Annotated in this window: 25 protein-coding genes and 4 pseudogenes; 14 read left to right on the forward strand and 15 right to left on the reverse strand. The window is 34.8% G+C overall.

All coding sequences use genetic code 11. From position 1 onward, the window contains the following. Positions 1 to 324: 324 nt before the first annotated feature. From MWH06_05770 to MWH06_05790, 5 genes and pseudogenes are all read left to right on the forward strand, one after another. Positions 325 to 1,646, forward strand: a pseudogene (locus MWH06_05770) (IS110 family transposase). A gap of 210 nt (positions 1,647 to 1,856) precedes the next feature. Continuing rightward, positions 1,857 to 2,786: a permease gene (locus MWH06_05775; protein ID UPA54774.1), complete on the forward strand. Its 930-nt coding sequence runs from the start codon at positions 1,857 to 1,859 to the stop codon at positions 2,784 to 2,786. Positions 2,787 to 3,938: 1,152 nt separating this feature from the next. Next, a pseudogene (locus tag MWH06_05780) lies at positions 3,939 to 4,753 on the forward strand (transposase). Positions 4,754 to 4,973: 220 nt separating this feature from the next. After that, the gene (locus tag MWH06_05785) at positions 4,974 to 5,789 is read left to right on the forward strand and encodes a hypothetical protein (protein UPA54775.1); all 816 of its coding nucleotides are present in this window, start codon (positions 4,974 to 4,976) and stop codon (positions 5,787 to 5,789) included. Positions 5,790 to 5,851: 62 nt separating this feature from the next. Further along, positions 5,852 to 7,018, forward strand: a complete 1,167-nt coding sequence (locus tag MWH06_05790; protein ID UPA54776.1) for a porin — start codon at positions 5,852 to 5,854, stop codon at positions 7,016 to 7,018. 96 nt (positions 7,019 to 7,114) lie between these two features. Here MWH06_05790 and MWH06_05795 read toward each other — a convergent pair whose 3' ends face one another. Together MWH06_05795 and def are read right to left on the reverse strand one after the other, a co-directional pair. Beyond that, positions 7,115 to 7,906, reverse strand: coding sequence for a uracil-DNA glycosylase (locus MWH06_05795; GenBank protein UPA54777.1), 792 nt, complete (start codon positions 7,904 to 7,906; stop codon positions 7,115 to 7,117). Then, positions 7,896 to 8,435 carry a peptide deformylase gene (gene def, locus MWH06_05800; GenBank protein ID UPA54778.1) on the reverse strand — a complete coding sequence of 180 codons (540 nt, stop codon included), beginning with the start codon at positions 8,433 to 8,435 and terminating at the stop codon, positions 7,896 to 7,898. Before def ends, MWH06_05795 begins: the two co-directional genes overlap by 11 nt. A 138-nt stretch (positions 8,436 to 8,573) precedes the next feature. On the opposite strand from def, the gene ftsA reads away from it, so the two are divergent. The 4 genes from ftsA (at position 8,574) to map (ending at position 11,457) form a co-directional block, all read left to right on the forward strand. After that, positions 8,574 to 9,812 (forward strand): cell division protein FtsA, encoded by a 1,239-nt coding sequence (gene ftsA, locus MWH06_05805; GenBank protein UPA54779.1) that lies wholly within the window; start codon positions 8,574 to 8,576, stop codon positions 9,810 to 9,812. A 41-nt stretch (positions 9,813 to 9,853) separates the two neighbouring features. Next, a complete protein-coding gene (locus MWH06_05810) occupies positions 9,854 to 10,141 on the forward strand; it encodes a nucleoside triphosphate pyrophosphohydrolase (GenBank protein ID UPA54780.1) in 288 nt (95 codons plus the stop codon). Positions 10,142 to 10,497: 356 nt separating this feature from the next. Further along, positions 10,498 to 10,659, forward strand: coding sequence for a hypothetical protein (locus tag MWH06_05815; GenBank protein UPA54781.1), 162 nt, complete (start codon positions 10,498 to 10,500; stop codon positions 10,657 to 10,659). 15 nt (positions 10,660 to 10,674) lie between these two features. After that, a complete protein-coding gene (map, locus tag MWH06_05820; GenBank protein ID UPA54782.1) occupies positions 10,675 to 11,457 on the forward strand; it encodes a type I methionyl aminopeptidase in 783 nt (260 codons plus the stop codon). Between the two features lie 50 nt (positions 11,458 to 11,507). On the opposite strand, the gene MWH06_05825 is transcribed toward map, so the two are convergent. Continuing rightward, on the reverse strand, positions 11,508 to 12,719 hold the full coding sequence (locus MWH06_05825) for an MFS transporter (GenBank protein UPA54783.1): 1,212 nt from the start codon (positions 12,717 to 12,719) through the stop codon (positions 11,508 to 11,510). A gap of 220 nt (positions 12,720 to 12,939) precedes the next feature. Between MWH06_05825 and rsmH the strand changes: the two genes are divergently transcribed. Both rsmH and MWH06_05835 read left to right on the forward strand, forming a co-directional pair. Next, entirely contained in the window at positions 12,940 to 13,830 is an 891-nt protein-coding gene (gene rsmH, locus MWH06_05830; protein UPA54784.1) for a 16S rRNA (cytosine(1402)-N(4))-methyltransferase RsmH, read from the forward strand. Further along, the gene (locus MWH06_05835; GenBank protein ID UPA54785.1) at positions 13,827 to 14,132 is read left to right on the forward strand and encodes a hypothetical protein; all 306 of its coding nucleotides are present in this window, start codon (positions 13,827 to 13,829) and stop codon (positions 14,130 to 14,132) included. The genes rsmH and MWH06_05835 overlap by 4 nt, the downstream gene beginning before the upstream one ends. A 51-nt stretch (positions 14,133 to 14,183) precedes the next feature. Here MWH06_05835 and MWH06_05840 read toward each other — a convergent pair whose 3' ends face one another. After that, the gene (locus tag MWH06_05840; protein ID UPA54786.1) at positions 14,184 to 14,483 is read right to left on the reverse strand and encodes an ETC complex I subunit; all 300 of its coding nucleotides are present in this window, start codon (positions 14,481 to 14,483) and stop codon (positions 14,184 to 14,186) included. Positions 14,484 to 14,628: 145 nt separating this feature from the next. On the opposite strand from MWH06_05840, the gene MWH06_05845 reads away from it, so the two are divergent. Then, complete coding sequence (locus tag MWH06_05845; GenBank protein ID UPA54787.1) at positions 14,629 to 15,237, forward strand: 50S ribosomal protein L25/general stress protein Ctc; 609 nt, start codon at positions 14,629 to 14,631, stop codon at positions 15,235 to 15,237. A 2-nt stretch (positions 15,238 to 15,239) separates the two neighbouring features. Then, positions 15,240 to 15,788 carry an aminoacyl-tRNA hydrolase gene (pth, locus tag MWH06_05850; protein UPA54788.1) on the forward strand — a complete coding sequence of 183 codons (549 nt, stop codon included), beginning with the start codon at positions 15,240 to 15,242 and terminating at the stop codon, positions 15,786 to 15,788. 328 nt (positions 15,789 to 16,116) lie between these two features. Here the strand turns inward: pth and MWH06_05855 are convergent, their stop codons facing one another. The 8 genes and pseudogenes from MWH06_05855 to MWH06_05890 all read right to left on the reverse strand — a co-directional run bounded on the left by MWH06_05855 (position 16,117) and on the right by MWH06_05890 (position 21,857). Next, positions 16,117 to 16,872 carry a hypothetical protein gene (locus tag MWH06_05855; GenBank protein UPA54789.1) on the reverse strand — a complete coding sequence of 252 codons (756 nt, stop codon included), beginning with the start codon at positions 16,870 to 16,872 and terminating at the stop codon, positions 16,117 to 16,119. Between the two features lie 64 nt (positions 16,873 to 16,936). Further along, complete coding sequence (locus MWH06_05860) at positions 16,937 to 17,191, reverse strand: hypothetical protein (protein UPA54790.1); 255 nt, start codon at positions 17,189 to 17,191, stop codon at positions 16,937 to 16,939. Continuing rightward, the gene (locus MWH06_05865; GenBank protein ID UPA54791.1) at positions 17,191 to 17,592 is read right to left on the reverse strand and encodes a DUF3168 domain-containing protein; all 402 of its coding nucleotides are present in this window, start codon (positions 17,590 to 17,592) and stop codon (positions 17,191 to 17,193) included. Before MWH06_05865 ends, MWH06_05860 begins: the two co-directional genes overlap by 1 nt. Before the next feature lie 217 nt (positions 17,593 to 17,809). Beyond that, entirely contained in the window at positions 17,810 to 17,995 is a 186-nt protein-coding gene (locus tag MWH06_05870) for a phage gp6-like head-tail connector protein (GenBank protein ID UPA54792.1), read from the reverse strand. 111 nt (positions 17,996 to 18,106) lie between these two features. Further along, a pseudogene (locus MWH06_05875) lies at positions 18,107 to 18,922 on the reverse strand (transposase). A 393-nt stretch (positions 18,923 to 19,315) separates the two neighbouring features. Next, a complete protein-coding gene (ltrA, locus tag MWH06_05880; GenBank protein ID UPA54793.1) occupies positions 19,316 to 20,374 on the reverse strand; it encodes a group II intron reverse transcriptase/maturase in 1,059 nt (352 codons plus the stop codon). Then, positions 20,313 to 20,570, reverse strand: coding sequence for a hypothetical protein (locus tag MWH06_05885; GenBank protein UPA54794.1), 258 nt, complete (start codon positions 20,568 to 20,570; stop codon positions 20,313 to 20,315). The genes ltrA and MWH06_05885 overlap by 62 nt, the downstream gene beginning before the upstream one ends. 534 nt (positions 20,571 to 21,104) lie before the next feature. Continuing rightward, positions 21,105 to 21,857 carry an ankyrin repeat domain-containing protein gene (locus tag MWH06_05890; GenBank protein UPA54795.1) on the reverse strand — a complete coding sequence of 251 codons (753 nt, stop codon included), beginning with the start codon at positions 21,855 to 21,857 and terminating at the stop codon, positions 21,105 to 21,107. 378 nt (positions 21,858 to 22,235) lie between these two features. On the opposite strand from MWH06_05890, the pseudogene MWH06_05895 reads away from it, so the two are divergent. Further along, a pseudogene (locus MWH06_05895) lies at positions 22,236 to 23,050 on the forward strand (transposase). Between the two features lie 158 nt (positions 23,051 to 23,208). Here the strand turns inward: MWH06_05895 and MWH06_05900 are convergent. The 3 genes from MWH06_05900 to MWH06_05910 form a co-directional block, all read right to left on the reverse strand. Next, positions 23,209 to 23,523, reverse strand: a complete 315-nt coding sequence (locus MWH06_05900) for a septum formation initiator family protein (GenBank protein UPA54796.1) — start codon at positions 23,521 to 23,523, stop codon at positions 23,209 to 23,211. 49 nt (positions 23,524 to 23,572) lie between these two features. Beyond that, entirely contained in the window at positions 23,573 to 23,701 is a 129-nt protein-coding gene (gene ykgO, locus MWH06_05905) for a type B 50S ribosomal protein L36 (GenBank protein ID UPA54797.1), read from the reverse strand. A 69-nt stretch (positions 23,702 to 23,770) separates the two neighbouring features. Further along, entirely contained in the window at positions 23,771 to 24,589 is an 819-nt protein-coding gene (locus MWH06_05910) for a kinase/pyrophosphorylase (GenBank protein ID UPA54798.1), read from the reverse strand. Positions 24,590 to 24,597: the final 8 nt, after the last annotated feature.

Consider the following 24,597-nt stretch of genomic DNA (forward strand, 5'->3'; position numbering starts at 1 on the left):
AAATTACTACAAGCAGTTTAATTTTTAGTAAATATGTCATTATTAAAAAATATGCAAGCATCGAACAGACGAAATCTGTCAAATCAGAAAGAAACACACAAATTTAAGTTTTTAGTAGTTTTCAAGTATAGTTGTACAGGAAGCGCCTTTGCAGTTATGACCGACATTTTCAATGGTGCCTAAGTGCCCGTATGCAAGCATGGTTTTGGAAGGAACGGTCAAATCATTGATGGAGTCATTTAGACTACCTCGGTTAGGAGATTGTACTATCAACCGTTCCAAGCTGAAGCGTTTCCCTATTACAAATTATATGTAGGGGTTACCATGAAAAAAGCAAAAAGTAAATTAGAAATAGTGAATCCTAATGCAGCAGGAATAGACATTGGTTCAGCTGTACACTATGTGTGTGTACCTGAAGGAAGAACGCGTTCAGAAATTTGGCTGCTTTACTGAAGACCTTCATAACTTAGCACAGTGGTTGAAAAAGTGTAAAGTTACAACAGTAGCTATGGAATCAACAGGAGTATATTGGATTCCTTTATTTCAAATACTTGAGTCATACAAATTCGAGGTAAAATGCACGGCATGTAAAGAATGTACCTGGTAGGAAGTCTGACGTTCAAGATTGCCAATGGCTCCAACAACTGCATAGCTACGGACTGCTTCATGGATCGTTTAGGCCAGATAATCAGATGTGTGTATTGCGCAGTTACGTGCGGCAACGCAAAAATCTCACTGAAAGTGCATCTACACATATTCTGCGTATGCAGAAGGCATTAATTCAAATGAATATACAATTACACAAGGTTATTAGTCATATTACTGGGATAACTGGTATGAAAATCATTGAAACTATAATTGAAGGCGAAAGAGATTCTGAAAAATTGGCAGAATTCAGGGACGTGCGAATGAAAAATGATCAGTCTACTATTGCAAAAGCGTTAGCTGGTGACTATAGAGAGGAACACTTATTCACGCTAAAGCAAGAATTTGAACTATATAATATTTATCAAGAAAAAATAGCAGAATGTGATAGAAATATTGAAGCCTATTATAAAACGTTTGAAACAAAGTCTTGTGAAAGCAAACAGCTAAGTAAGCAAAAGAATAAAAATAGCAAAAGTAAGCCAAGCTTTGCTTTGTATGAGGAACTGCACCGAATAACTGGTATGGATTTCACTAAAATTCCTGGATTTGATGTATTAAGTATACAAACCATAATTTCAGAAGTTGGTATAAACCATAGTAAATGGCCAACAGAAAAGCACTTTTCATCGTGGTTGGGACTCAGTCCTGCTAATAAAGTTACAGGGGAAAAAGTGTTTAACACAAGAACACGTAAAGTCATTAACCGTGCTGCAAATGCTTTGCGAATAGCTGCTCATTCTGTAGGAAATAGTAAAAGTGCGTTGGGTGCATACTACAGAAGATTGAGAAAACGACTAGGAGCACCAAAAGCAATAACAGCTACTGCAAGAAAAATGGCATGCATATTTTATAGTATGCTCAAATACGGACAGGAATATGTAGAAAAAGGAATGGAATACTATGAAACACGCTATAAAGATAGAACTGTAAAAAATTTGATCAAAAAAGCGAGCGAATTTGGCTACATATTAGTTCAACAAGAAGAGTTAGTTGAGTGAGTTTCTTAGGAGAAGCTTCATAGAAACTTAACATAATTTTATCATAAAAATGTCATTCTTAAGTCCTATGTAAAAACAAATTTTGGCACTAAGTGAATCTCTTTTAACTAACTATGAGCTGGATAAATTGGAAAATAAATTTTGTTTACTTTTATAATACCTTAAGATCTAATATCACTTTATCAGTCAAAAGTATCACAATAGGCTAGTATGTTCCTTACTCTTTTCCTAAAAATATTACCTATTTATATTACAATATTTATTGGTTGTTTAGCAGGAAAATGTCTTAAAATTGACAGAAACACTATATCTCAAATACTCTTTTATATAGCTAATCCAATAGTGATTTTATATGGAGTCTCTCATACAGAAGTTAATTTAAAAGTAATTTCTCTGCCGATTTTGATATGGTTTATAGGTAGCACTATGTCCTTATCAGTGTATTATCTTTCTTCTTTTTTATTTAAGGATAACACGAGAAACATATTAGCATTTAGCTCGGGCAGCACAAGTATGGGTTATTTTGGCCTGCCGATTGCCATGGCTTTATTTGATGAAGATTCAGTATCTGTATATGTTGTTTGTTATATAGGAATGGCGCTATTTGAAAACAGCTTAGGATTTTATATAGCTGCAAATGGTATTTATACCGCAAAAGAATGCATATTAAAGTTGTTCAAACTTCCTTCGCTTTATGCGATGGTTCTGGGCTTCTTTTTAAGTATATATGATATACAAATACCTACTTTTTTAACAGATGTTATGATGAATATTAGAAGTACATTTGTCACATTAGGAATGGTGCTACTTGGAGTGAGCATTGCGAATATTGCAAGCTTTAAAATAGATTGGAAGCTTGCTTTGATCACTATTACAGCAAAGTACGTATTCTGGCCACTGTTTGTTTTAGGAATTGTCCTTTTAGACAAGCATGTTATAGGTATATACGATGAGAGCATATATAAAGCACTGATGTTGCTGGCTATTATTCCAGTTTCTGGGTCCAGTATAATACTTGCTAATATTTTGAATTATCAACCAGATAAAGCTACTCTGTTGCTTCTAATTAGTACTGCAGTAGGACTATTTTATGTTCCACTAATAATATCATTGTTTTTCTCTAAACTTGTTCCTTTTTGATCAAAAATTTAAGCGCTTGCATAACCATATGAAAAACCAATAGCCCACTCTTTTGTCATTCCAGCGCGTGACGCTGGAATCCAGCCTTCCTGCAATCTCATCGAAAACATTAGACTTCTTGCATAACCTAAACTAAGCAGAAAAAAGGTGTCATCCGAGTAGCTGACACTGGTTCCTTTATGACGGCAGTGCCTTCTCCTGTCATCCGAGTAGCCTTCTTATTTTTGTCATCCCAGTGCCTATTTCTTTGTCATCCCAGTGCCCTCTTCTTGTCATCCCAGTGCGTGACACTGGGATCTAATTTTTTATGCAAAATTATTATATTTATATACTTGCAAATAGATACAATTTGAAATAATTTATACTATGAAGTTACGAAATGAGATCCCAGTGTCTGGGCACTGGGATGACACCCTACTTAACCGTCATACCGCCGCGGTATCTCTTAACATAGATCCCGCTAACACGTAGCGGGATGACGGTTGTCGGTAGGCCTAAATTACTTTAGCCATAAATATTTAAGAAATTCACCAAACGAAAAAAAAGGCAAAAGAAGCCCTAGTCATTGTCTATTTTCAGTATTGGCGTTTTTTAAGTCTTAAACGCTGCAATTTAGCTGCTTTTAAACGGCAACTAACCTTAGCTTTAATATTTAAGAAATTTACTAGGCAGAAAAAAAAGGCATAGAAAACCCGTGGTAGCTAGTTATTACACTCTCTATTTTAAAATTTGACGTTGGGCGATGTCTTGAACGCTTTATAAGCGCGTTTCAGCTTATGTAGGTAAAAACCTAGAAATTTTATAAAGACATACGGTGCACATAGTGCAAAAAATTAAACAATAGTACGCCAAATACAAGTTTTCTTGTCATTTTAATCTGCTGCAGAGATTGCGAAGTTAAATAAAATAGCTTCACTTTCATGATAAGGGGGCTGGCGGAGTTTGTCAAGAGGTTTTTTCGTCTCTATTCCCAATAAAAGTTCGTCATATGGTTATGCAAGAAGTCTATTGTAACCACTTTCTATGCTAGTTTACTTGTGAGCAACCTGGATCCCAGACTGGAATGACATCATAAGACCTGCTGCAAAAGGTGATTGAAAAAATGATGTGAGAGAGGTAGAGGAAGAATAAGCAGATCAAGTAAGGAAAAAAATGAGCTTTAGTTACTATAATATGAAAAAATACCCAAGAAACTTTCGTAATATAACAGGTTTAACTATAGAGGAGTTCGAAAAAGTAGTGGAAAAAGTGAGGTCTGGATGCGAAAAACAGAAAAAGTGTCATGGTAGAAGATCAAAACTACCAACTCTGGAAGATAAGTTGTTTTGCGTAATTTTGTACTATCGCACTTACATAACACATAGATTTTTAGGATGCCTATTCAATGTACACAACGCAAATGTATGTAGGTTACTTAAGAGAATAGAGCCATTACTCGCCAAAAAAGTGACTATAACAAAAGATAGAAGTATGACGCCAGAAAAAATACTGAAGATTTTGGCTGATGTTACAGAACAGCAAATACAGAGACCAGAAGATAGTAAAAAACGGAAGAAATCATATTCAGGAAAAAAAGAACCAACACTATGAAAACTGAGATTATTATCGAAGAAGGAGGAAGAATTTTATCAGTGTCAAAGTCATACCGTGGTAGAATTAGTGATTTCCGCATAAGGAAACAAGAAAAATATTTACCACTTGACAGCATAAAACATGCCGATTCTGGATATCAAGGTTGGCAAAAATTGCAAAGCAATGTTATAATTCCATATAAAAAGTATCGTAAAAAGCCATTAACTCCAGAGCATAATAGAAGATTAGCATCATTTAGAATGAGAGTAGAAAACAAGATCCGAGAGATAAAGATATTTAAGATTATGTCGAATGTTTATCGCAATTTTCAGAAAAAATATAACCTGAGGTTCAATATTATTGCTGGTATTGTAAATCTTAAGCACGCCTTTTAGTTAACCTTGATTTTAGTCACCCTCCTTTCCTTTTTTTTATCGCTTGATTCGCAGCAGGTCTTATGTAATTTTGCTTGACTATCCATTTATTACCACCTAAAATAGCTAACAAAGCCATCCCGTATGACATTTTATCTATATCTAATCAAGCATATTAATAAGTAAGCAAATTTTAATATAATCTTATTATACTTATAAATATGCTGTATAGAATGAAAGTATGGATGATTTCATAACTGCAAGAAGGAAAGATGATGCTGTGGTATCTGTTTGTCAGGATAATAAGAAAAAAAACGTATTAATTTTAGGGCTTAATCAAACCGCAAGGAATTTGTTAAAATACGAGGAAGGGAATTTACTTAATAAGCCGTTAATCAATATTTTAAGTGCAAGAGCAGCTGACGACATGAAGAGTTATTTAGAGTATACCGAAAATGGACACGATTTACTTGATGTATTACCTAAAGTGATAGGTTTTTCCTTAACTGATGCTAAAGGAGAAGATATAAAGACAAAAGTAAAAGTTTTCCGCACTACACAATTTGCTAGTAATAAAATAAATTATGAGTTATTGATACGTGATATCAGCTTGTCTCATAAATTAGGAATCTTTAGAGATGAATATCTAATGGGTAAAAAATATAAAAACCATAACTTATTCGATATACCAAACAATGAGTCTACTATTCTAGAGTTATATGTTATATTAAATTTTGCCTTTCAACATCAAATTAATGCAGCTATAGGAGTGATCGGCTTAAATAGTAGCTGTAGTGAGATAAATGATGCACTGAAAGTTATCATAGAACATTTTTATAAAAATTGCCGTAGTGATGATTTTCTAGGGTATATTGATGAGAATAAAGTGCTTTTTGTTTTGATTAACTGCGATGTAAAAAGTACGTCTAAAATAATTAATCGTATACATTCTGCCATTAATAAGCAGTTATTAAAGCGAAAATTACCAAGTGTATCAATAATTTATGGGAATATAGCTCAAAAACGGGCAGCAAAATTTACCAGAGGCACCTTCTGAAAAGTTGTTTTTTATTTATATTGAGTTTAAACTTAAGTTTTTATAAAAATTTAAGTTTATTTATGAAGTTAAGGTACTACCTGGTAGCACTGCTTTCATTATTATTTTTGCAGAGTAGTGCTAGAACAATTCTGGATAAGGAAACATTTTATGCAGAACTAGATGGGGAAGTGGATTTAAGATTCGGCTACGCCTTCAACAGAGATTCTTTCAGTGCTAAGGCTAAGGATAAAACTTCAAGTTATTCATACTTGCGCTTTCTTTATTTACAGCAAGTTTATCCAAATACTCAAATGGGGTTTAATGTTAAAGCAGGAGTTTCTGGTATTGCAAACCTAAAAGCGTTAGACATAGAAAAGTTAGACATGGAGGAATGGTATTTCATCATTAAAAATCAGGAACTTGGATCAATTGAATATGGTAAAAGAAGTTTAGTTAGTCAGAGCATGTTAATTAACACTTCAAAAATTTATGCAGCTGCTGGAGGAGTAAATGGCCATTGGACAAACTATGCAAATTTGCGTGGTAACGAAAACAGAGATAATGGCCCTGGATATGATAAAGACAAGGTATTTTGGGTAAAACCCAACATTTACAGTGAGTATAATGGACTCGAATTAGGGTTAAAACAACCATCAATTAACTATATCTCCCCTGAAATCTATAACTTTCAACTCGGGTTCAGTTATGTCCCAGGAAAAAATAACTTACAATATAGCAATCTAATTGCTGCTGGCCTTTCCTATAAAAATGGCCTATCAGACGATATAAATTTTACTACTGCCTTAACTGGTGAATTTGCAAGAGAAAATTTAACTGGTTGCTTAAATGGAACTCCTGAAGGCTATGGATGTCGTAATCAATTACTGCACTGGAATTTTGGTTTGAAGCTAAAATTGTTTGATCTTGATTGCATTTTTTCATATGGTAATGGTGGTAAATCAGGCGAGAAGCGTAATCCTGAAATAAATAATACGTATTATATGAATGCAGGTATCGCTTACCATTCTGATTCTCGCAAATTGAGTTTAACATATTTCAATAGTGGTAGGAACATTGCAAGCAAAGATACAAACGAGTTAACATCATATGCTTTAAGCCTTGAATATCCATTTTTTATGGGCACTTCATATTATTTCGATATTGTAAAATTTAGTACCAAAGAGCCTGAAGTAGAAAATAGCAACTCTGGTTATGTGCTCTTGACTGGACTGAAATTAAGTTTTTAATGAGGTTACATTGTCTCCTGTCATCCCAGCACTCTTTTCTGTCATCCAAGTAGCGGATAACATAGAAACGAAAAAACTTACTTGACACCAGTGGTGTTAAGTATTCATACAGTTATTGGTATTATTAAGATACTCCCTAATCTTCTTTAAATCCTCCCAGGCTAAACGTTTTTGCATTGGCTGACGCAGTAGGTAAGCTGGGTGAAATATAACAGATGTAGTGATTGAGTGAGATAAATATTGGTTAGTATACGTATGAAACCTGCCACGCAGGGTTGATATGGTTTTTGTGCTATCAAGTAGGCTATAACATGCGATTCCTCCTACCAGAATTAGAATCTGCGGTGAAACCAGTGCAATATGTTTTTCAACGAATGGCCTGCACATATCAAGTTCTAGGTCAGTTGGTTTTCTGTTACCAGGCGGACGCCAAAATACGGTATTGCTTATGTAAACTTTGGTACGATCAAGATTAATTGCACCGAGCATTTTATCAAGCAACATCCCGCTTGCACCGCAAAATGGTATGCCTTGCAGGTCTTCATTTGCTCCTGGAGCTTCACCAACGAGCATAATTTTCGCATTTGGATTACCATCAGAAAAAACAGTATTGGTTGCAGTTTTCTTTATTTCACAACCTTCAAATGATACAACTGCACTTCTTAGCTCATCCACACTACTGCATTTACTTGCAAGTTTCCTTGCTTCAATTATCCAGTCACTTGGAAACATGGTTTGTTGTTCTTTTTTTTGTTGGATGGCAGGAGGCTGCACAGCTTTGCTATCCTCCTCATTTTCCACTTTTTTTTCTTTCTCACCTTCTGTTAGCGTGCAATTAACGCCCACTTCATGGTAAAATTTTAATAATTCTAAATCCTCATCGCTCATAGTGCCTCTTGATCTTTTGTGCTTTTTTTATGGCCATATCATACTTCAATTTAGACAAATGTCTAATATATAATATACCATTTAAGTGATCTAGCTCATGTTGGATACATCTCGCAAGCCAACCACTGGCTTTTAGCGTCCGTTCCTCATTATTTAAGTCTCTATATTTTGCAGTTAAATACTTTGGACGTTTAATTTCGTGACTTTGTTCTGGAATTGAAAGACATCCTTCCTTGAGAATTATTTGTTCATCAGATAACTCCGTGATTTCAGGATTAATCATGCAAAATTTGCCATTCGATTCATATCCTGCTGGCCCGCCTTCAATGTCCTCTAGCTGAACATCCATAACAAAAATTCTTTTTAGTACTCCAACTTGCACTGCAGCAAGGCCAAGACCTTCTGCATCGTACACAGTTTCGAACATGTCGTTTACTAATTCTTTAATTTTATCATTTATATCTGTTACTTCACTGGCACGTGTGATTAGTCTTTCATCAGGGGCAATTACAATTGGTAAAATGGACATAAAAATTATAATTCTATGTTTTGCTTTTCCTTTTGTCCAGAATTTAGTGTATATTAAAATGTTGCTATATCTATAATAGAAATATAAATTATTAAAGAAAGCTACAATTTAAATGAAATTGCGTAATAAGGTTAACTAATGTACTCTGCAGTAATAGCAAAACCAAAGAGAAACGTTTTTGCTGTTTTAGACATAGGTACAACAAAGATTATTTGTCTAATCGTTAAGATAAATGGCAACTTCAGCTATAAAGTAACAGGAACGGGCTATAAGATTGCAGAAGGTGTAAACGGTGGGTCGATAACTAATGTAAAACACGCAAATTACTCCATCTCATCAACTATAGGTTTAGCTGAGCAAGTGTCAGAGGAAACTATAGACCAGATATATGTGAACATTGCTGGATGTGGCATCTCATCTTTTAATGTACATAATGAAATTATTGCAGCTAATCATGAAATTTCTGACCGGGATATAAAACGTGTAGTTTTTCAGACGTTTGAGAAATATATTGAAGAAAATGTTATCATTCACAATATACCACTGAAATATCACTTAGATGACATGACTGACATAAAAGAAGTTGGTGGATTGTACGGAAAAAGACTATCTGTTGATGTTAATGTTGTCACTGCTTCGCGTCCAGCGCTTACCAATATTGAAAACTGTATTACCAATAATGGTGGATTAAATATGGCAGGTTGTATTGCTTCTGCATATTCTGCAGGTCTTGCCTGTCTGAGTGAAGATGAAAAAGAGCTCGGGACTGCTATTGTTGATATAGGCGGTGGATGCACTGCAATTGGAATTTTCAAAAGAGGGAAACTTGTGTATGCAAGCAGCGTTCCAATTGGTGGCGTTCATATCACTCGAGATATTGCTTACGGGCTATGCACAAGCATAGAACGTGCAGAGTATATAAAAATACTGTATGGTAGCACTATCGTAACTTCAATAGATGAGAACGAATATATTACAGTCCAAAATAGTGAAAATGATGAACCTACTCAAGTATTCAAATCTGAGCTTATTAACATCATAAGACCAAGAGTTGAAGAAATACTTGAAATGGTAAGAGAGCAATTTCAAGAGCAGAAAGATCCAATTAATAAAGTAGTGATCACAGGTGGAACTAGTCAACTCACAAGCATGAAGGAAATTGCAGGCTATATATTCAATAAACAAGTTCGAATTGGGTGCCCTGAGTCTTGTAGCGGTCTTGATGGCGAATATGATAAAAATCCTGTATTTTCTGCTGCTATAGGTTCTATAAAGCTAATAGTTGACACTTTTTATAAGAATAACTCTGGAATGCTCGGTCAAGATGGTAAAATAAGTAAGTTGTACAATTGGGTTAAATCGAAAGTTACAGTTTAATTTTACTGAATAAAGTTCTTATATCTATCAAAGGAAACATTATGAATAAAAAACATTGTTTCAAAATTAATAAACTTGTTCGTGATCATATGACTGAAATTATACGTTCCCACGGAATTATTGTTTATGAGAGGGTGATGGAAAAAGATGAATACATTGAATGTCTCAAAGATAAACTTTTAGAAGAAGCAAAGGAAGTTATTGCCTCTAAAACCTCAGATGAAACCCTTGAAGAGTTAGCTGATTTACTTGAGGTCATACATGCATTAGGCAAAGAAAGTGGCCTATCAATAGAACAAATTGAAGAAAAGCATATCTCTAAAAAATAAGAGAGAGGTGGTTTTGAGAATCGTATCTACCTTGACCACCTTTCATACAAATGACTTGACACTAGGATCCATGGGACTTATTTTTGCTAGAGAAAAATTTTTAAAGAGATGGAAGAGAAAATGAAACTGATTGAACGAGTAATAGAAAAATGGAAGGGTTTGTATGATGAAATTTCACAATAAAACCTATGTCAAGCATACAATTGTACAAACGTTGTTGGTTGCCGTGCAGTTCTTGCCTCCAATCCAAGTAGCCCTCCTCTTGTCATCCCAGTGCGTGACACTGGGATCTAGGTATCAAAATATTTTCAAATCATTCAATGAACAACAGATTCTAGGAGCATACAATATCCATGATGAAAGATAAAATAGGCTGGATCCCAGTGTCACGCACTGGGATGACAGGGAAAGAAGGCACTCGGATGACACCATTTTTTGTACTTTTGCATTCAAAGCTTCAATGTTCGTACAATTATATGTCAAGCAGTGGAGTCTACTACGCAAGACGTGAATTATAATAAGAAATGGAAAATATGAACATAACTATACACTCACAAGAAGATTTTGAATTTATGCGCAAGGCTGGCAGGCTTGCTGCTGAAACTCTTGATTTCATTGCACCGTACGTAAAGGTAGGAGTGACAACTAATGAGTTAAATGATCTATGTCATGATTTTATAATTAATGCAGGTGCAATTCCAGCGCCACTAAACTATAGGGGGTATCCAAAATCGATTTGCACTTCAAAAAATGCAGTTGTGTGCCATGGTGTTCCCGATGATAAACCGCTTAAAGATGGAGATATTTTAAATATTGATGTCACGGTGATTTTAAATGGCTGGCATGGTGATACAAGTCGCATGTTTTGGGTTGGCAAGCCATCAATAAAAGCAAAACGCTTGTGTGACGCTACTTATAATGCGTTGATGGAAGCAATTAAACAAGTTAAGCCCGGCAATAAGTTAAATGAAATAGGGCTTGCTATAGAAAAATATATTAGAGATTTTGGATATTCTATCGTACGCAGCTACTGCGGACATGGTATAGGAAAAGTCTTTCATGCTCCACCAAATGTAGTGCATTTCTATGATCAAGATGAAAATCTCGTCTTGAAGGAAGGTATGTTTTTTACAATAGAGCCAATGATTAATGCTGGAAAATATGAGACTCTGCTCAGTAAACTCGATGACTGGACAGTGACAACACGCGATCTTTCACTTTCTGCTCAATTTGAACATACACTCGGAGTAACAAAAGATGGTGCTGAAATATTCACATTATCACCTAAGAACTGGCACTTCCCACCATATAATTAGATTTTTTTCAACTCTGCTATACTGCAACTATACTTGGATCTTGAAGAAAGCTAATCCTTAATTTGCGATATAGCAACTAGCCCAATTAATGCACAGAAAATCATGTAAAAACTAGCTGAAGTCTCTTGTCCTGTAACCTTGATAATTGTTGTGCATATAAATGGTGCAAGGCCACCAAAAAATCCAGCAGCTATATTTCTTGACAAGCCAAATCCGCTGTACCGAATCTTTGTTGGAAATAATTCACACATCAGTGCACTAACAGGCCCAAGCGATGCAGCTATTGGAATTATAAAAAGAATATGTGCTGTAAAAGTGAGTAAGTAATTGCCACTACATAACATTGAGAAAACTGGATAACTCACTATTACAAAAGCTATAAATGCAAATTTCATAACTTTTTCTCTTCCTACCTTATCAGAAAGTATTGCAAACAATATTGTTAACCCTCCAAGCGCGACCTGATTCAATATTTCTACTGTGTGATTAAATTGAGTGTTTATTGTTGATGCAAGTACATTGAAAAACACTAGATATATGTAAAGAGATGCATTTTCAACTATGTCAACTCCTACTGATATCAGAAAAGGTTTTCTATAGCCATTTAATAGTTCTTTTAACGGCAGTTCAGATCGTTTTTCTTGTCTTTTATACTCTGGGCTTTCATCAAGTATATATCTCATATATATGCTGATTAATCCCATTGCTAAACTGAAAATGAAAGGTAATCTCCACCCCCAAGATTCAAAATCAGATACTTTTTTGCATATGAGTACTGCTATCAGGCTTAATACTGAACCAAAAATTGCGCTTAATACTTCAATGCTGCCAAAAAATCCTTTTTTGTTTTTAGGAGCGTGTTCTATTAAAAATGGTGCATTTCCTGCTTCTCCTCCAAGGGATATACTCTGCAATAATCTTAAACAAACTACCAGCATTGACGCTAGTATTCCAATGCTTTGATAACCTGGAACAAAAGCAATTAATACAGTTGATAAAGTCATTAATATAATCGAGAGCAATAAGGCAACTCTTCTGCCATGCTTATCACCAATGTGACCAAATATAGCAGCGCCGACTGGTCTCATTAAGAAACCCACTGCAAACACTCCAAAAGCCTTCAACACGCTGGTTAGTTGATCATCCGATGGAAAAAACACACCACCTATTATGTTTATTAAGTGGCTAAAAAGCATGTGGTCATACCACAATAAAGTGTTACAAATCAAACTTGAAAATATTACTTTTGTTATTTGCTGCATAATTTTCTATAGTTTGTTTAGTATTTAGTAGTATACATTACTTTTTTTTATATAATAGAAAAATTTGAACATTATATTAATAATAGTATCTTATTAAATCTTAATATTTTTATATCATTGACCATGTTCAAGTATTTTTATATTATTGCCTATATGTTTCCATATGTTTTAGTGGGAAGTTATTTTTATTTGTATGCACAGAGTCTCTTGATGGAGCACTATGACACACACTCCAGTTTTGTTAAAAGAGATGCTATCACTACTATCACCGCAGGATGGTGGTATATACGTGGACGCCACATTTGGAGCTGGAGGGTATAGCAAAGCAATATTGGAGTCAGCTGATTGCAAGGTATATGCAATTGATAGAGATGAAACGGCAACTAAGTTTTATGATGATTTAAGCGTTAAGTATCCCGATAGAATAAACCTATCTATTGAGAAGTTTAGTAATATTAAAAATTTATTAGATAGCAACAATATTAGAGGTATCGGTGGAATAGTTTTTGACATCGGAGTTTCATCTATGCAGCTTGATAACGGAGATAGAGGGTTCTCATTTCTGCATGATGGTCCACTCGATATGAGCATGGATAACTCTTCTTATATAAACGCTTCAACATTTGTTAATGCTTTACGCGAAGAAGAAATTGCAAATACTATATATAACTACGGAGGAGAGCATCATTCTCGCAAAATCGCAAGAGCAATAGTAAGTGCACGGAAGAAGAAAACTATCAAAACTACATTTGAGCTTGCGAACATTGTACGTTCTGTGGTATTTCGTGGAAAAAGCAAAATTGATCCTGCAACCAGAACATTTCAGGCAATCAGAATATGGGTAAACGATGAGCTGGGAGAACTTGAGAGGGGCATTAAAGCTGCATCTGACATTTTAAGTGAGAATGGCAAATTAATTGTCGTCACCTTTCATTCCTTAGAAGATCGTATAGTCAAAACTTTTTTTAAAGATCTATGTGAGCCAAGATCTACTGATTGTAAGACATTCTCTCTTCTAAATAAAAAAGTGATCAAAGCAAGTATAGAAGAAGTAAGTGCAAATCCGCGTTCACGCTCAGCAAAACTAAGAGCTATACAGAAGTTGTCATGAGAACTTTCTGCATCATCTCAATAGTTATGTTTTTTCTTAGCATTGTAGGACTATTTAAGATAAAACTACATGTTCAGTCATTAAATAGAGAGCTAATAAAAATAAAAAGTGAAATTAGTTTAGTACAAAGTGATATAAAAGTTTTACAAGCAGAGTGGAGCTATTTGAATAATCCAAAAAGACTTGCAAGCCTTGTAAAGAAATACCTAAAAAATAACTCTTTAATACTGGCTAGCCAGGTTAAAAATCTTGACTCTTTAAATGGCCGCAGTGTGTTAGCACAACTTAAAAGCCAGAGTTAAATTGGTTATACTAAGCTTTATCTTTTACAGATAAGCACACCACAATAAACCTTACTTTAGTATGAAATTGCTTGCGTAAGATTTTGGCAGCCTCTTAACATTTTTTGGCATTTCAATTACGTATTTAACGTTGCGTTTTTTTGCGTAGAATACTGCTTTTTCAAGAGAATCAAACTTTAATACAATCTGTTTTTTTGGATCTTTTGAGCCAATCCACCCCATTAAAGGTTCAATGTAGTAAGAACCAGATTCAATTTTCAGGTGCCAGAGATTTGTATTACCTAAACCAGATTGTGTTGCAGTTTTTGTTGGTTTATAAATCCTAAAAACTACTTTATCATCAATGCCCATAGTTCTTGTTAAATAAGCTTAAATATATATCTAAATAAATCCTTTCACAAACAATTAGTATGAAAGAATGAAGTTTGAAATAAATATTTTTATGTTATATTATTATTAAATTATATTAAAAGGATTAGCTAAATAGGAGTAATCGATGATGCAACAAGAAATAGTAACAATTAATGCAGAGTTACGTGATATAACAAAAACAAAAGCGATGCATTCTCTAAGGAAGAAAGGAAACATCCCTGGAATCATATATGGAAAGGGTCATGATAATATAAATTTAACATTGTCTGCAAAGGAATTCACGAAGCAATATAAATCAGGCTCTCTTTCTGCACATTTGATAGAGCTGAATATTTCGGGCAAAAAGGAATATGCTCTTGTTCGCGATATCCAATTGCATGTAGTAAAGGATACTGTGCAACATGTTGATTTTCAATTTGTTGATAGAGGCAGCGAAATTAAAATAGACATACCTCTATCATTTGTGAATGAAAGTAAAGCTCCAGGGATCAAGTTAGGTGGAGTGCTTAATGTTTTGTGTCGTTCTATTACTGTTAAATGCTCTCCTGATAAAATACCTCAGGTTATAGAAGTTGATTTATCTGGTAAAATGATTGGCCAATCTATACATATCAACGATGTAAAATTACCAGAAGGTGTTAAGTTTGTAGCTCATGAAGAAGAAAATTTTACTATTGTTACAATTTCTGCTGCTGATAGTGACGTTGAAGAACCTCAAGCAGAAACAGAGTAATAGTGCATCTGATAGTTGGACTTGGTAACCCTGGTGGTCAATATGAGTTAACTCATCATAATATCGGCTTCATCGTAGTTGATAAAATTTACAAATATTGGAATTTCCAGTCGTTTTCTAAAAAAGCCGATTATCTAATAACCTCTGGCATAATTAATGATAATAAAATCATGTTAATAAAGCCTTATTCATTTATGAATAATTCAGGCATTCCTGTTGCAAAAATACGAAACTTTTACAAATTATCGCTAGATAATATCATTGTCATACATGATGACGCTGATTTGGAACTTGGAAGAATAAAAATAAAGAAAGGTGGTAGCTCTGCTGGCCATAATGGACTTAAATCCATAGATAGTTTTATTGGCAACGATTATTGGCGCTTGAGATTTGGAGTGGGTAGACCTGAAGATGAAAAAAGTTTAGCAGATTATGTATTATCAAAATTTTCAAATCTTGATAACGTTACTCCCTTAGTGGAAAAAATAGCAAAAAATATACACTTAATGCTGCAAGGAGATAATACAGCTTTTATCAATTTGATTGTATAATATTACGAAACACAAAACTAAATTTCACACAATTAAAATAACAGGTAATAGTAAGGATTTAAATCCGGCGAGTATCTTTGTCTTTGCACATATTGCCAAATTTTTCAATTATCTTTTCTCTTGCTTATCTTCTCCATAGTCATTTTTTTTCTCGTCTACTACTTTCAAAACACGTTCCCTCAGATCCTCACTTTGGCATCATTCTACCTTATCTAAAGCCATTTTACACCTTTTTATCCCTTCTGGGGTAACCTTTTTTCAGTTAGCTATATAACCCTAATTATGAATTAACAGACAGTAGAATCGAAAGATTATTACAAGGAAAAGTCTACACAGATCGACCTTTTTGTGAATCTGCGTTTCTGCTTTCTTCAACTTGTTTTGCAAAAGATGTTTCCTGTTTGCTGATATGCTGAAGTGGCTTAGCAATTTCGCGCACAACAGCAGTAACTGCTGTTAAAAATGTTTTTAACAATGCACCTAAAGCTCCACCAACTGCTTCCCTGCCATATATATGAGCTTGTTTTTCGTTATCGTCAGCAGTTTCTCCTGCTCTCCTTCTTGGGTCCATCCTATGAGCAATAACTGAAAATAGCACTCCCCTGATTGAAGACTTCATTCGTGCCTTTTGAATATCTCCGTCACTTGCTGCTTCATGTCCATGACTTAAGTGTTTAGCGTTCATTAGCTCCTTTTGTTGCTGGGCAAACATGCTACTTAATACTTCTTCTATTGCTTGCTTCCTTCTTTCCTCTCTAACTCTTTTCATAGATTCTGATTTATCGCGAGTATGCTTTGTGGTTTCAAATTCTGCATCAATATCTTCAGATGCAGCCTGACTATATAAAGTCTCTATGAGCCTGTCTATGCTTCGCTTTATTTGCATAGTCCTTTCGTAACTATCTAAATTATCGATTCCTTCATCAATTTGACTTAAAATATCCTCAAAAAGTTTTAAATAGTCTTGTATCTCTTTGCGCTGCTCTTCTAGCTGATTTTCATTTTCTAAACTTTTCTCTCTTTTATCATCGTTATTTTCTTCAATATTATCACCGTCTTCCTCGAAAAGGTCTTCGTCGTTCATGATCTTTTTAATTTAGTTAAAATTCTCACCAGTTAGTATTATATATGAAAAAATTAAATTAACATTAATGAAAAGCGTTTACAACTTCAGCACTGGCTAAAACTACAGTAAAACTGTCAAAAGCAGCGGGGTCATAATACCTCTCATACAATTCAACTGAACATCTGAGCCTAATCTTTTCCTTAGTGTTAAAACTGATTTCATAATCATTATTAGAGTTTAGCATAGCAGAATTACGTAATAATTCATCAGCTAATACAGAATCTAAAATTCCATTAATTTTTATTGTAATGTGCCTGCTTCCAGCACAATCGAGCACTAATTTTTAGCTGTAATTTGCTCATTATCACCTCCTTTTATAAAAATATCAAAATTAATTGTTGAATGTAAAATTTCATCGTGCTGATCCATAGCACAATTACTCTCTAAAATAGTCTCACCTTTAATGCTCTTAAGCACCAAGTTGATATGTCTTATAATGGCAAACATGCTACCTACATGATAAGTATATATGTCACATGAAAATCTTGCCCTTGTAGCAAAGTTAGATAGCATATGCAGGTTGTTATAATTTACCATACGCAATCTCAGGTAAGGAATAGTAACCTGTTTAGGTAGGTAATCATAAATGTTAGTAACGTGTTTCTTTAAATCAAAGTCTGCCTTTAGTGCTGCATAAATAGTATTGTACAACTCATTTATAACTTGAATTTTTTCCATAATTAATCCTCGAAAGATATATAGCTCAAACATAAGCAGTGATACAAACTCGTCATCCCGCTACTTGTTAGCGGGATCTATGTGGGATACCGTGACGGTATGACGTAGTGCTACATTATCGTCATCCCGCTGCTTGTTAGCGGAATCTATGCTAAGAGATACCGCGGCGGTATGACGTTGGCAAGTCTTATTTACTTTAGCTATATTTCATCCTTATCTACAAAACAACCTTTGGTTCTCGGAATGGAAAATACACCTTCTTTATTTCAGATAAATGTCTATTTATCTCCGATTCACGATTTTTATAAAGAGCAGAAACATGCTGCATAATACCTAGCTTTATCTGCTCAGGAACACTGTCATAGCCAGCTTCGTATACAATACCAGTTCTTGTTACATTCAAATAATTGAAAAGTTCAATGTAGCTTCCTACATTACTAAAATAATACCTAAAGACCTGCTGCGAATCAAGCGATAAAAAAAAGGAAAGGAGGGTGACTAAAATCAAGGTTAACTAAAAGGCGTGCTTAAGATTTACAATACCAGCAATAATATTGAACCTCAGGTTATATTTTTTCTGAAAATTGCGATAAACATTCGACATAATCTTAAATATCTTTATCTCTCGGATCTTGTTTTCTACTCTCATTCTAAATGATGCTAATCTTCTATTATGCTCTGGAGTTAATGGCTTTTTACGATACTTTTTATATGGAATTATAACATTGCTTTGCAATTTTTGCTAACCTTGATATCCAGAATCGGCATGTTTTATGCTATCAAGTGGTAAATATTTTTCTTGTTTCCTTATGCGGAAATCACTAATTCTACCACGGTATGACTTTGACACTGATAAAATTCTTCCTCCTTCTTCGATAATAATCTCAGTTTTCATAGTGTTGGTTCTTTTTTTTCCTGAATATGATTTCTTCCGTTTTTTACTATCTTCTGGTCTCTGTATTTGCTGTTCTGTAACATCAGCCAAAATCTTCAGTATTTTTTCTGGCGTCATACTTCTATCTTTTGTTATAGTCACTTTTTTGGCGAGTAATGGCTCTATTCTCTTAAGTAACCTACATACATTTGCGTTGTGTACATTGAATAGGCATCCTAAAAATCTATGTGTTATGTAAGTGCGATAGTACAAAATTACGCAAAACAACTTATCTTCCAGAGTTGGTAGTTTTGATCTTCTACCATGACACTTTTTCTGTTTTTCGCATCCAGACCTCACTTTTTCCACTACTTTTTCGAACTCCTCTATAGTTAAACCTGTTATATTACGAAAGTTTCTTGGGTATTTTTTCATATTATAGTAACTAAAGCTCATTTTTTTCCTTACTTGATCTGCTTATTCTTCTTCTACCTCTCTCACATCATTTTTTCAATCACCTTTTTCAGCAGGTCTCATGAAAAAAAAACCACCAAAAAATGATGCAATTAATGAAAAAGGCTTCATAAGTATACTAAACAAACTACCAAAAAAGAGCTCGGCTGTTCTTCTTCTGCACTGGTGGTGCTTCCATTATTTTGTGTGGGTGCTGCAGTTCCTTCTTCTCCTGTACTGATAGTTCCTTGAACATCACCGCTTTGTATGGGTGCGTTAGATTCTGTGGGAGCAATAGCCTTCACACCTTCAACTTTTAGGAGAGTAGACCGGCGGACCTTCCCCACCAGTCTCTCGCAGAACTGTGCATGAACCTCGCGACTCACACAGCTCCCATTATTCAGCCTTTTGTCCCAAACCTAATGTCCAGTGGTAGAAAGTGTCTGGTCCTTCTTTTCTCATTTTTCCTAGAAGTTGCCTTGCTAGTCCTCCACGAGTTTGAAGTTTCTTGTACTTTCTTCTTGCCCACTTTTCAAGTTGCCGCTCTATGTTCTTCAGAGGTTTGTATATCTCTGTCCTGTAAAACCTGCCATAGTACTGATACCAGCCTCTGACTATTGGATTTACTTTCTTTGATATCCCCTCCAGAGTTGTAGATGTTTGTCTGTGTATTTTCCATGACCTTATGGTTTGACTAATCTTCTTCTTGGCCTTATTACTAATTGCAGGTATGAATGAAAGAAAATAATTCCCTACTTTACTGTTCTTCGCTAGTCTAGGTCTGAATGTAAAACCTAGAAAATCATAACTTTGTATAGTATACTCATCTTTCCTTCTGTTATCCTTACAATACACTATTTGTGTCTTTTCCGGATGTAGCTTTAGCTTATACTTGGCCTGTCTTTCTTCAATTACGTCTCGCATAAAATCCGCTTGCTTCTTAGTTCTGCAGTGCACTATCGCATCATCTACATATCTCTCAAATGGTATTGTCGGGTGCTTTTGTCTCATCCACTCATCAAATACATGATGCATAAATATGTTTGAGATCATCGGACTTATTGAACCTCCTTGTGGAACTCCTTTATCCCTAACTACCTTACTGCCATCTGCTTGCTGAATTGGAGCTTTCATCCATCTTTCAGCATACAGTATGACCCATTTGCAGTCTGTGTGCTTTTTGATAGCTTGCAATGCTAACTCGTGGTCCAAATTGTCGAAAAATCCAGATATATCAAGATCTATTGACCAATTGTACCTCCAGCATCTTTTACGCGCAGTATCTACCGCATCCAGTGCAGATTTATTTGGTCTATAACCATATGAATCATCATGGAATTTTGGTTCTACTAGCGGCTCCAGATACATAGCAGCAGCCGTTTGCCCTATCCTGTCAAATACTGAAGGAACACCTAAGATTGCTTTGTCCTCCTCCTGTATCTTTAGGTATTGCAACAGCTTTTATAGCTTCTGGAAAATAACTTCCGGATGACATCCTATTCCATAGTTTGTACAGATTATCTTTTAGATTTTCTTCAAACTTTGTTATCGAAACCTCATCCACACCAGCAGCACCTTTATTTTTCGATACTTGTTTATAAGCTCTCCAAATAAGTTGCTTTGATATATCAAAAGACTTTGTTTTACTCATTAACTCCTCCCTTTCGGTTGATAAATAATTAAAACTAAATAACTCAGCCCCTTCTCTCCATTTCCATTACAGAAACTTCTTCACTACTACGAGCTGATCCGCCCCTGTTTTTCGCATCGGTACTCTCATCCTTAGAGTTTAGCTCCTTGGATTTCTCCCTTATCATCGAAACGACAGGTTCCCGTAGTTCCACACAATAGCCTGAAATAGATTCATGCCACCTTTATGCCAGACGCCATCTATCCAGTAAACAAGCTCCCGATAGATTTATCCCAGGTTACAGACAACCCCCTGGTTTTGACGTCATTTAAAAGGTTTCGACACTTCATCAGTGGTTCACTTTCGTTCATCTCTCCATTCCTTACATGACATATAATTATGCCTTTTCCATAACGCTCACTACCTTGGCTCTTTACCAAAGCAGCTTATGGTTGTTTGAAGCCTGCTCTTGTAAACCGGCTCCGAGGGGCCCACCCTCATCTACTGCGCAGCTTTTGCACTTAGTTTGCCCTTTTATGAACATCCTTTGTGTCTCTACGGCACACTATCAGTTCCTTTTTCTGCACTGATGGTGTTGGTTTTTTCCTCTTCTTTTTTGTTATTGTCTGATTGTGGTTCAGTATTATCTGAATTTTGTTCTGTAATGTCTGATCCTGGTTGAACATTACCTTCTTGCTTTTCTTTTTCAGCATCTTCCTCTTGATTCCCTTTACTATCTGTCGATGATTCATCCACTGGATCAGTTTTTTCTGCGGCTTTTTTTAATAGAGCTTTTATTTCTCCGTTAGTAGTTAAATCAAAAGGAGTTTTCCCATTTTCATCTACTGCATTAACGTTGATTCCTTCTGCTTTTAATAGAACTTCTACCACTTCTTTATGGTCATTTGCAGCAGCCAAATGTAAAGGAGTCCTACCACGGTTATCTGCTATATCAACCTTCGCCCCTTTATTTAATAGCATTTCTACTATCTCTTTTTTTTCGTTATATTGAGCAGCTAAATGTAGAGGAGTCCTACCACGATTATCTACTACATCAACCTTCGCCTCTTTATTTAATAGCATTTCTACCATATCTTTTCTGCCATATTTGGCGGCTAAATGTAAAGGAGTCCTATCATTTTTGTTTACTTCATTAACATCGATCACGTCTAAAAACTGCTCCATAAGATCTTTGCTGTTTGTGTAAACACATAAATGCAAGAGATTCCCTACATTTTTACGCTCTTCTTCTTTAATAAATGCTTCTTCTATCTGTATCTGGTTGTTACCTCTGCTGATGTAGGACACATCAATAAAATTCTTTACACTGCTGGTTTTATCGATATCAGCCTTTATCTTTATGTAACCTTCGTTATTTTCAGCAAAATTCTCTCCTAATGATTTAGCAATTTTCTTTTTTATTGATTGATGAGATTCTTTGATATCTTCTATAATCTTATTTACTTCTGTTGGTGAGAAGTTAAAAACTTCGGGGTTGTTAAGGAAAGATTCCTCATCATCCGAAGAGCCAAAGAGTGGAGGGTATACACGATAACTAAGATCTTTATATTTAAATGTAAATGGCCCAGTTCCTATAAAATATCCTAAGACCTGCTGAAAAAGGTGATTGAAAAAATGATGTGAGAGAGGTAGAAGAAGAATAAGCAGATCAAGTAAGGAAAAAAAATGAGCTTTAGTTACTATAATATGAAAAAATACCCAAGAAACTTTCGTAATATAACAGGTTTAACTATAGAGAAGTTCGAAAAAGTAGTGGAAAAAGTGAGGTCTGGATGGGAAAAACAGAAAAAGTGTCATGGTAGAAGATCAAAACTACCAACTCTGGAAGATAAGTTGTTTTGCGTAATTTTGTACTATCGCACTTACATAACACATAGATTTTTAGGATGCCTATTCAATGTACACAACGCAAATGTATGTAGGTTACTTAAGAGAATAGAGCCATTACTCGCCAAAAAAGTGACTATAACAAAAGATAGAAGTATGACGCCAGAAAAAATACTGAAGATTTTGGCTGATGTTACAGAACAGCAAATACAGAGACCAGAAGATAGTAAAAAACGGAAGAAATCATATTCAGGAAAAAAAGAACCAACACTATGAAAACTGAGATTATTATCGAAGAAGGAGGAAGAATTTTATCAGTGTCAAAGTCATACCGTGGTAGAATTAGTGATTTCCGCATAAGGAAACAAGAAAAATATTTACCACTTGATAGCATAAAACATGCCGATTCTGGATATCAAGGTTGGCAAAAATTGCAAAGCAATGTTATAATTTCATATAAAAAGTATCGTAAAAAGCCATTAACTCCAGAGCATAATAGAAGATTAGCATCATTTAGAATGAGAGTAGAAAACAAGATCCGAGAGATAAAGATATTTAAGATTATGTCGAATGTTTATCGCAATTTTCAGAAAAAATATAACCTGAGGTTCAATATTATTGCTGGTATTGTAAATCTTAAGCACGCCTTTTAGTTAACCTTGATTTTAGTCACCCTCCTTTCCTTTTTTTTATCGCTTGATTCGCAGCAGGTCTTTAGGGGTACTGGGATGACAAAGGAGGACAGTGTCAGCTACTGGAATGACAAGAAAGGAGTACTGGGATGACAGTAGGTAACGCAAGAAGTCTACCGCTATTCCACGTCAAGAACAACCATAAGTTCATTAGGGTTCACATAACCTAAAGCATTTTTTGCTTGCTCATCAAGCAGATCTAAATCTAAGCTTTTTTCATATAAGCCAAATACTTTGTTGTCCAACTTTTTCTTTTCAGAAGAGACATCCTTTAGCAAAAGTTTATTGTACTCGATTTCTTTTTTTAAGTCTATTAGCGTCAATAAACCACGTTTACCTGTAATTGTGCTAATGCTAAAATATAATGTAAGAGAAGAAATGAGCAGGGCTGCGCTTAAACACAGTAACTTTTGCTTCTTTTTAGATATAAGCACCGTACTTTCACATACAAGAAATGTATAATATTAAAAGGTGAACAAAAAGCTAAGAACCTTGACGTGCTTTACATCTTGGCTTTACCTGATTTATAATGTAAATCTTACCACCCCTTTTCACAACTTTACAATTTTTATCTCTGTTACGATGAGATTTTAGCGACCCTTTGACTTTCATATCTATAGTAAGAATTAAATTACCTTACATTATGATCACTTACAGAGAGTTAGTCAATTGATAAATTTTTCACATTTTATTAAAATACTGTATAATTGTTGCTGATACTTCTTCGATTGACTTTTGCGTGACATCAATAATTGGCCAGTTATTCTGCTTAAATAGTTCCTCTGCTTCTTTAATTTCCTTTTCTACTTTCTCAGGGTTAGCATATATATTATTATCTTCGTTGTTAATTGAAGTAAGTCTATTTTTGCGTATTTCTATTAGCCTACTTACGTCTATTGTTACCCCTATCGTTAGTTTATTTTTTAATTTTGCCAAGTCGACATAAAAGGGTACTCCACTAACAAAAGGAATATTTGCAACCTTATAGCCTCGATAAGCTAAATACGTACTGGTGGGAGATTTTGATGTACGTGAAACTCCAACCAAAATTATATCTGCTTTATCAATATCTTGAATACTTTGTCCATCATCATGATTAATAGTGTAGTTTATTGCCTCAATGCGCTGGAAATATTCGTTATTTATCTCAGTATGCAAGTCAAGCTTTTCGTCTTTTTCAATTTCAAGATAGGACGAAATTTCTCTAATAATATGTGATAATATTGCTCTATAGGGAATTTTCAACTTTATACAGTTATCTTTTAGATATTTTCTTAGCTCATCATCAGTAATAGTGCATATAACAAAGTTATGCTCATCACTTTTCTTATTAATTTCCTCCAAAATTTTGTCAACCTGCTCTTCTCCTTTCACAAAAGACCAAACATATTCGATTGTTTCTACAGAACGAAAGTGTTTCAGAGCTGATTTTGCAACTGATATAACAGTTTCACCACTTGAATCTGATACTAAGTGTAAATTAAGCTTTTTAAGGGTCATCAACGTTA

Source organism: Wolbachia pipientis (assembly GCA_023052945.1).
Lineage (GTDB): Bacteria > Pseudomonadota > Alphaproteobacteria > Rickettsiales > Anaplasmataceae > Wolbachia.

Coding starts and splice junctions, on each gene's coding strand:
- MWH06_05775 (UPA54774.1), top strand. CDS start 1,857: ATGTTCCTTACTCTTTTCCTAAAAATATTACCTATTTATATTACAATA.
- MWH06_05785 (UPA54775.1), top strand. CDS start 4,974: ATGGATGATTTCATAACTGCAAGAAGGAAAGATGATGCTGTGGTATCT.
- MWH06_05790 (UPA54776.1), top strand. CDS start 5,852: ATGAAGTTAAGGTACTACCTGGTAGCACTGCTTTCATTATTATTTTTG.
- MWH06_05795 (UPA54777.1), bottom strand. CDS start 7,906: ATGAGCGATGAGGATTTAGAATTATTAAAATTTTACCATGAAGTGGGC.
- def (UPA54778.1), bottom strand. CDS start 8,435: ATGTCCATTTTACCAATTGTAATTGCCCCTGATGAAAGACTAATCACA.
- ftsA (UPA54779.1), top strand. CDS start 8,574: ATGTACTCTGCAGTAATAGCAAAACCAAAGAGAAACGTTTTTGCTGTT.
- MWH06_05810 (UPA54780.1), top strand. CDS start 9,854: ATGAATAAAAAACATTGTTTCAAAATTAATAAACTTGTTCGTGATCAT.
- MWH06_05815 (UPA54781.1), top strand. CDS start 10,498: ATGAAAGATAAAATAGGCTGGATCCCAGTGTCACGCACTGGGATGACA.
- map (UPA54782.1), top strand. CDS start 10,675: ATGAACATAACTATACACTCACAAGAAGATTTTGAATTTATGCGCAAG.
- MWH06_05825 (UPA54783.1), bottom strand. CDS start 12,719: ATGCAGCAAATAACAAAAGTAATATTTTCAAGTTTGATTTGTAACACT.
- rsmH (UPA54784.1), top strand. CDS start 12,940: ATGACACACACTCCAGTTTTGTTAAAAGAGATGCTATCACTACTATCA.
- MWH06_05835 (UPA54785.1), top strand. CDS start 13,827: ATGAGAACTTTCTGCATCATCTCAATAGTTATGTTTTTTCTTAGCATT.
- MWH06_05840 (UPA54786.1), bottom strand. CDS start 14,483: ATGGGCATTGATGATAAAGTAGTTTTTAGGATTTATAAACCAACAAAA.
- MWH06_05845 (UPA54787.1), top strand. CDS start 14,629: ATGATGCAACAAGAAATAGTAACAATTAATGCAGAGTTACGTGATATA.
- MWH06_05855 (UPA54789.1), bottom strand. CDS start 16,872: ATGAACGACGAAGACCTTTTCGAGGAAGACGGTGATAATATTGAAGAA.
- MWH06_05865 (UPA54791.1), bottom strand. CDS start 17,592: ATGGAAAAAATTCAAGTTATAAATGAGTTGTACAATACTATTTATGCA.
- MWH06_05885 (UPA54794.1), bottom strand. CDS start 20,570: ATGAGTAAAACAAAGTCTTTTGATATATCAAAGCAACTTATTTGGAGA.
- ykgO (UPA54797.1), bottom strand. CDS start 23,701: ATGAAAGTCAAAGGGTCGCTAAAATCTCATCGTAACAGAGATAAAAAT.
- MWH06_05910 (UPA54798.1), bottom strand. CDS start 24,589: ATGACCCTTAAAAAGCTTAATTTACACTTAGTATCAGATTCAAGTGGT.